This is a genomic window from Streptomyces fuscigenes (assembly GCF_021556455.1).
GTDB classification, from domain to species: Bacteria; Actinomycetota; Actinomycetes; order Streptomycetales; family Streptomycetaceae; genus Streptomyces; species Streptomyces fuscigenes.
Genome location: NZ_JAKGCV010000277.1, coordinates 1 through 7,448 on the forward strand (window position 1 = coordinate 1; position 7,448 = coordinate 7,448).

Genomic DNA, 7,448 nt, shown 5'->3' on the forward strand with positions numbered 1-7,448 from the left:
CCCGGCCGCCGGCCGTGTTCAGCGCGCTGGCGCGACCCGGATCACCGCGACCCGCCCGCGTCCCGTCAGCCGCACCGTGCCCGCCCCGTCGTGCCGTACGCAGTCGAGCCGGGCGAGCGGGGCGGCCTCGGCCCCGGTGTCCAGGGCGAGGCCGCCGGTGACGGGCAGCAGCAGGAGCGTCTCGCCGTCCGCGCAGTCGAGGGCGAGCCCGCCGGAGACGTCGCTCACGCGCACGCTCCCGCTCGCGCGCCCCCGGCGCGTCATCAGGTTCAGGTCCCGCGCGGGCCCGCCCGGCAGGCGGCAGTCCGTCGCCGCGTCGCCCGGGAACGCGAACGGCCCCAGGGGTTCGAGCCGGTGCTCGGCGCCGTCCACGGTCAGCACCATGCCGTCGCCGTCCACGAGCGTGATCACCCGGTCGACGCCGGGGAACGGCGAGAAGGGCCCCTCGGCGGCGACGTCCGCGACGCTCACCCGCCAGTCGAAGCCCGCGCCGTCGCCGGACGCCCGCGCCGCGACCTCCCGCGTGGTCCCGCCGCCGTTCTTCCACGGCACCCTGGGGTACTCGCCCTCGCGCAGCACTGCGGTCGCCATGCGCCTCGCTCCCTCGTCCGGCCCGTCCGATACGCGGGCCAGCATACGAACCGCGCCCGCCGGCCCCGGGCGGGGCGTCCGCCCCCGGCGGGTGGACGAACGCCCGCCCCCGGCGGGGCGAGGCGCTCGTCCACCCGGAACCGGGGCCCCGTGCGGGCCGGGCTCAGGGCGCCGCCGGCCGGCCGGGCGGTACGGGCGGTACGGGCGGTACCGGGAGTGCGGGCGGTGCGGGAAGCGCGGGCGAGGGAGGGTACGGGTAGTACTCGGTCCCGAGCTTCGGCAGCCAGCCGACCGTGGCCAGGGGCCGGGTGCCGTCCGCCGGGTGCCGCGGCGGCAGGCCCGCGTTGACGACCGGGGTCCAGCCCACGGTGAGGAACGTCGGGGACGCCGTCATCGGAGGGCCTCCTCCGCCACCAGCGGGTCGTTGGAGAGCTCGGGCGGAGTCGGGTCCTTCCTGACGACCAGGGTCCGCGGCCGCGTCGTCGCGGCGCGCGGCTTCGGGTCGGGCGGGGCCGCGTTGTGGTACTCGGGCCAGCGGTCCTGGTAGTCGATGGCGGCCTGGACGATGGCGGGTTCGCTGAAGCGCGGACCCCAGAACTGGGCGGTGATGGGCAGGCCCGCGTCGGTCGAGTCGTAGCCGACGGGGAAGGAGACCATCGGCCAGGCCAGGGCGTTCGGCAGCTGGTAGTAGGCGCGGTAGACGGGGAAACCGCCGCCCTGCCGCAGGCCGATCCGCGCGCCCAGGCTCATCACGAGCATGAAGTCGACGCCGGCCGCGTCCAGGGCGGCCTGGTAGTTGGCCTGGAGTGTCCGCCTGCGGTGCTCGCCCTCGACGCGGGCGGAGGCGGGCACCCCGCCGCCGAGGCGGGCCGCGGACTCGAAGGACGCCGCCGCGTCGTTCGGCCCCTTGCGGCCGTACTGGGCGAGCAGGGCCGCGGCCTGGTCGGCCGGACGGGTGGCGGCGAAGGCGCCGACCGCCTGCCAGTAGCCGATCTCGTAGCGGTTGGGGCTGAGCACGGCCGACGAGGGCGAGACCGACGAGCCGTCGACCGTGGCGAGGACGTCGGTGCTGTTGAAGTAGGGGTCGTTCGCCGCCTTCGTGACGTCCAGGCCCTCGAACTCCCTGACCTCGGCGCCGAGCGCCGTCAGCTGGCGCCGGAGCCGTTCGAAAGCCGTGCGGTGGTCCGCGTCGTAGGTCTGCTGCGGCGGCGTGCCCACCTGGATCCCCTGGGAGGTGCGCATCCAGTCCGTCTGCGGGATCCCGATCGTGAGCCCGGCCAGCGGCCGCTTCCCCTTGCGGGGCGTCAGCGGCAGGGCGGGGAAGGGGTCGGGGGCGGAGAGGGTCAGCGGATCGTTCGCCGGGTCGGGGCCGTGGATGACGGACAGGATCAGCGACGCGTCCCGCATGGAGCGGGCGATCGGGCCGAGGACGTCGTAGCCCGGTGACAACGGCATCAGCCCGGCGACGGACGAGGTGCCGAGGGACGGCTTGATGCCGCTGGCGCCGTTCGCGGACGACGGCATCATGATCGAACCGCCGGTCTCCTCGCCTATGCAGGCCGCCGCGAGCCGCGCCACCGGCGCGACGCCGCTGCCCTGGCTCGACCCGCCCGGCACGTACGCGAGGTCCCACGCGTTGCCGGCGAACGTGCCGGTGATGGAGCCGGAGAACGCCGAGCACACCGTGTGCCCGAGGATGACCGCGCCCGCCTCGCGCAGACGGGCGACGACGGTGGCGTCGCGCAGCGCGGTGTTGCCGTCGAAGGCGTGGCTGCCGTCCTTGGCGTCGAGCCCTTCGACCGCCACCGAGTCCTTGATCCCCATCGGGATGCCCAGGAGCGGCGGCAGCGCGTCCTTGTCCTTCTTACTGCGGGCCTTGGCGAACCTCGCGTCCGCGGACCGGGCCGCGGCGAGGGCGCCGTCGCGGTCGAGCCGCACGAACGCGTTGTAGAGGCCGTTGTCGCCGTAGGTCTCGAACGGGCCGTTGAAGCGGTCGATCCGGTCGAGGTAGGCCTTCGTGACCGCGACGGACGTGGTGCGGCCCGCGCGCAGCAGGGAGGCCAGCTCCACCACCTCGTAGTCGACGAGTCTCGCCCTCCTGGGGACGGCGGAGACGTCGGGGAACGCGGCGACGGGGCCGGGGGGCGGCGGGGCGGTGGTGGGGGACGCGTGCGCGGGACCGGGGGTGGCGGCCGCCATGGCGGCGGCGCCGGTCACGGCGGCGACACCGCCGAGGAGGGTGCGCCGGTTGGGGCCCCGGGTGATGGATGAGGCGTCGCTTGCTCTGGGCATATTGGCGTACTCCTGAGGGAGGAGTGGAATGTCCCGTACGGAAGAATGATCGAACGGGTTTGTTTCGGCGGAATGGCGCGCACGTAAGGTCGGTTGGGGCCCGCCGCTCAGGGCTCCCGGTCGGCCCGGCCCTCCTCTATATAGGGGGCTGTTCTTCTCCGTCGGAGAAGGGGTGTTCTGGTCCGTGCGCAGGGCGCTCTCCGCTCCCCGCGGCTCTCCCGTCCCGACGGCTTCCCTCCCCCTATATAAGAGGACGGGATACAAGAGGACGGGCAGGCCGCGTGAGCGGACGGGTGCGCGGCGAAGGGCGGGCGGTGGGCGGCCCGCCCGGGCCCCGCGCGCGCCCCGTACGGTTTGCGCATGTCCGACGCAGCCTCGCCGACCCCCGAACTCTTCTCGTGGGAGTTCGCCACCGACCCCTACCCCGCGTACGCCTGGCTGCGCGAGCACGCCCCGGTGCGGTGGACCCGGCTGCCCAGCGGCGTCGAGGCCTGGCTGGTCACCCGGTACGCGGACGCCCGGGTCGCACTCGCGGAGACACGGCTGTCGAAGAACCCCGTGCACCACGCGGAACCGGCGCACGCCCGCGGCAAGACCGGGATCCCGGGGGAGCGCGGCGCCGATCTGATGACGCATCTGCTGAACATCGACCCGCCCGACCACACCCGGCTGCGCCGGCTCGTGTCGAAGGCGTTCACCCCGCGCCGGGTCGCGGAGTTCGCGCCCCGCGTGCAGGAGCTGTCGGACCGGCTCGTCGACCGGTTCGCGGCCTCCGGCACCGCCGACCTCATCCACGAGTTCGCGTTCCCGCTGCCGATCTACGCGATCTGCGACCTCCTCGGCATCCCCGCCGAGGACCAGGACGACTTCCGGGACTGGGCCGGGATGATGATCCGACACGGCGGGGGGCCGCGCGGCGGCGTCGCCCGCGCCGTCAAGAAGATCCGCGCATACCTCGCCGACCTGATCCACCGCAAGCGCCTCGACCTCGGCGACGACCTCATCTCCGGCCTGATCCGCGCCAGCGACCACGAGGAGCAGCTGTCGGAGAACGAGGTGGCCGCGATGTGCTTCGTGCTCCTCTTCGCCGGCTTCGAGACGACGGTGAACCTGATCGGCAACGGCATGTACGCGCTGCTGCGCAACCCGGACGAGCGGGAGGCGCTGCAGGCCGCGCTGCGTACGGACGACAGCTCACTGCTCGTCACCGGCATCGAGGAGCTGCTGCGTTACGACGGCCCCGTCGAGCTCGCGACCTGGCGCTACGCGACCGGGCCCCTGACCATCGGCGGCCAGGACATCGCCACCGGCGACCCGGTGCTCGTGGTGCTGGCCGCGGCCAACCGCGACCCCGGGCGGTTCTCCGCGCCCGACACGCTCGATCTGCGGCGGCGTGACAATCAACACCTCGGCTACGGCCACGGAATCCATTACTGCCTCGGCGCCCCGCTCGCCCGTCTCGAAGGACGGACCGCACTCACGACCCTGCTGACGCGCCTGCCCGATCTGCGGCTTGCGGCCGATCCGGCCGAATTGCGGTGGCGTGGCGGGCTCATCATGCGCGGTTTGCGCACGCTTCCGGTCCGCTTCGCGCCGCTGCGTGACTGAGCTCGTGTCAAGTCTGTGATATTCGCGTGATCGCGGCTGGACCGACTTGTGACAAGCGTTCGACTGACGCTACGTTTCCGAGCGACTCACCGGCCACGGGAGACGTGTACTGCCCCACGGTGGTGCGTCACTTCGCGCGTCGCACATTCCATGCGCGACCACGTAAACGGAAGGTAATCGCATGTCCGGGAACGGTCGACACCGTCGCCCCCGCCAGGCGCCCGCGATAGTCGTGGCCGCCGGGGTGACCGGTTCCGCCATCGCCATCCCGCTGCTCGGCGCCGCGAGCGCGAACGCCGCGGACGCTTCCACCTGGGACAAGGTCGCCGCGTGCGAGAGCGGCGGGGTGTGGAACGCAAACCTCAGCAACGGCTACTTCGGCGGCGTCCAGATCAGCCAGGACGCCTGGGACGAGTTCGGCGGCAGCGACTACGCCTCGCGCCCCGACCTCGCGACCCGGACGCAGCAGATCGCGGTCGCGGAGAAGATCCTCGCGGCGCAGGGGTCCGGCACCTGGGCGAACTGCGCCGACGAGGCCGGGCTGTCGAAGGCCGCGTCCGCGACCGGCTCCGGCGGGAGCGACGACAGCGGCACCCTGGGCAGCGTCGTGGGCGGCCTGCTCGGGGGATCGCACGACTCCGGCGGCTCCGACGACTCGGGCACGCCGGACCCCGGCACTTCCGCCACGCCGGACGCGCCGGACGACTCCGCCACCCCCGACCCGTCGACGAGTTCCGGCACGCAGGACGGCGGCCAGGGCTCCGGGGCGACGACCGGCTCGTCCACGCCTTCGGGCTCCACGTCCCCGGGCGCGACGGGCTCCACGCACGGTGGCGGCCACGGCAGCCCGCACGCGACGGGCGGCAAGCACCGGGCCCCGACGCACGCCACGGGCTCCACGGACGACGGCGGCATCCCGCTGAGCGTCAGCCACGACAACAGCGGCGGCATCCCGTCGGCCCCCGTCACCGGCGGCGTCGGCTCCATCGGCAACGGCGACCTGCCGGGCGTCGTCCCGGACTCGGGTACGGCGCGCGGCGGTGCGCCCCTCATCCGCATCCCGTTCGCGCCGCAGTACCCCGGCGCGCAGGCCGACGCGGCCCGCTCGCCGTGGCAGTTCCCCGCCGAGGTCCCCTGGGCGAGCGGCACGGGCACGCAGGCGGCAGGGCAGGACGGCGCCGCGACGCCGTCCGTCCCCGGGGCGTCCGCGGCGAACGGCGCCCAGGACCTCCCCGGAGCGTCCGGCACGACGGGCGCGGCACTGCCCTCGACGGCCGGCGGCAAGCACCGCGCCGGCTCCGCCGCGGATGCCTCGGGCACCTCGGCGCTCCCCACAACGGGCAGCACCGTACACAACGGTCACAACGGCCAGAACGGTCAGTCCGGGGCAACGGCTGACACGTCGTCACGCGGCGCCGCCGCCGGCGGCGGCTCGGGCGAGCGCTACGTCGTCCACGCGGGCGACAGCCTGATCGGGATCGCGGCGAGCCAGCGGGTGGACGGCGGCTGGCATGCCCTGTACGAGGCGAACAAGGCCGCGCTCGGGTCCGATCCGAACCACATCGTTCCTGGCCAGAGTCTGGACCTCGGGGTCGGCTGACGCCCAGGGGTGAAGCGGGGGCGGCGCACGGGTGGCCACGAAGTGGCCCCCGTGCGCTGCCAGTTCGGCCCCCTATGTCCGATTCTGTGAAAGTGAGACAAGCGTCTCTTCGGGTTGTTTGGTCGAAATGGCCCACCAGATCGGCCTGTTTCGGGCTTCACCTGCGGAAATGAGTCCAAGCGGGTGAACGCAATGGGCGTTTTCGCCGGGATGTCCTTCTTTGAAGATCTGACAGTCGTATGTTTACGGTCTTCACCGCTCGCACCGCGGGCCCAGTCGACCGAAACGCCGAATCCTGCCGTCGGTCGGCCGGAACAGTCGTCGCGTCAAGCGCCGAAGGCAGGAGCGGGGGACCCAAGGTTCCGCCGCCGGTCCGGGAAGGCCGTCCGTGGATGGACGGCCCAGCGGCCCGGCTTGGGGTTAAGCCGCGAGCGGCACGCACAGCCTGTGCGTACCGCGTGGACCACGACACGTGGGCCGATCGCGACCGGGCAACTCACTGCGCCCGAACCCGACAGCTGACCTCGCAGGCGTCGGTGAGGAGATGCTTCATGCTGCGTTCCAGCAAGGCCCACAAGCACCGCCGCCCGTCCAAGGCCGTCCGCTACGCCACGCTCGCCGGAGTCACCGGCGCGGCCGTCGCCGTGCCGCTGCTGACCGCCACGTCGGCGTCCGCCGCGTCCGTCTCCGAGTGGGACACCGTCGCCCAGTGCGAGTCCGGCGGCAACTGGTCGATCAACACCGGCAACGGCTTCTTCGGCGGCCTGCAGTTCACGAGCTCCACCTGGGCCGCGTACGGCGGCACCGCCTACGCCCCCCAGGCCAACCAGGCCACCAAGGCGCAGCAGATCGCCATCGGCGAGAAGGTCCTCGCGGGCCAGGGCAAGGGCGCCTGGCCGGTCTGCGGCAAGGGCCTGTCGGGCCCCGGCGGCTCCGGTCCGGCCCCGAGCACCAACACGAACACCACCACCCACTCCGCTCCGGCGCAGCAGCAGTCGACGACCCAGTCGCGCCCGGCGCAGCCGCAGCGGCCGGCCCAGCCCGCCAGCCGCGGCAACGCACGCCCGACCGTGATCAAGAAGGGCGACGGCGAGTACAAGGTCAAGGCCGGCGACACCCTCTCGAAGATCGCCACCGCGCACCACGTCAAGGGCGGCTGGAAGAAGCTGTTCGACCTGAACAAGAAGATCGTGACGGACGCCGACGTGATCTACCCGGGCCAGCAGCTGCACCTGCACTGACCCGCCCGGCGGCCGCCCGCCCGGCCGCGGGCGGGAAGCCGCCCGCGAGCTCCGCACCGCGTGTCCGTCCCGAAACCGCCCGGCCGTCTCGGCCGGCCTGCCCCGCAGGCCGGCCG

The 7,448-nt window shown here is 73.6% G+C and carries 6 protein-coding genes and 1 riboswitch; of the genes, 3 read left to right on the forward strand and 3 right to left on the reverse strand.

Annotated elements, in window-relative coordinates; translation table 11 throughout:
• Positions 1–18 precede the first annotated feature (18 nt).
• From L1885_RS19825 to L1885_RS19835, 3 genes are all read right to left on the reverse strand, one after another.
• On the reverse strand, positions 19–591 hold the full coding sequence (locus tag L1885_RS19825; protein WP_235798506.1) for a HutD/Ves family protein: 573 nt from the start codon (positions 589–591) through the stop codon (positions 19–21).
• 163 nt (positions 592–754) lie between these two features.
• Complete coding sequence (locus tag L1885_RS19830; RefSeq protein ID WP_235798510.1) at positions 755–985, reverse strand: hypothetical protein; 231 nt, start codon at positions 983–985, stop codon at positions 755–757.
• Positions 982–2,883 carry an amidase gene (locus L1885_RS19835; RefSeq protein WP_235798507.1) on the reverse strand — a complete coding sequence of 634 codons (1,902 nt, stop codon included), beginning with the start codon at positions 2,881–2,883 and terminating at the stop codon, positions 982–984. The genes L1885_RS19830 and L1885_RS19835 overlap by 4 nt, the downstream gene beginning before the upstream one ends.
• 360 nt (positions 2,884–3,243) lie before the next feature.
• Here L1885_RS19835 and L1885_RS19840 point away from each other — a divergent pair, with 360 nt between their 5' ends.
• The 3 genes from L1885_RS19840 to L1885_RS19855 all read left to right on the forward strand — a co-directional run bounded on the left by L1885_RS19840 (position 3,244) and on the right by L1885_RS19855 (position 7,332).
• Complete coding sequence (locus L1885_RS19840; protein ID WP_235798508.1) at positions 3,244–4,491, forward strand: cytochrome P450 family protein; 1,248 nt, start codon at positions 3,244–3,246, stop codon at positions 4,489–4,491.
• Between the two features lie 244 nt (positions 4,492–4,735).
• Positions 4,736–6,091: a transglycosylase family protein gene (locus L1885_RS29230; RefSeq protein ID WP_308117358.1), complete on the forward strand. Its 1,356-nt coding sequence runs from the start codon at positions 4,736–4,738 to the stop codon at positions 6,089–6,091.
• A 321-nt stretch (positions 6,092–6,412) separates the two neighbouring features.
• Positions 6,413–6,639, forward strand: a riboswitch (cyclic di-AMP (ydaO/yuaA leader).
• 3 nt (positions 6,640–6,642) lie between these two features.
• Entirely contained in the window at positions 6,643–7,332 is a 690-nt protein-coding gene (locus L1885_RS19855) for a transglycosylase family protein (protein ID WP_235798509.1), read from the forward strand.
• Positions 7,333–7,448: the final 116 nt, after the last annotated feature.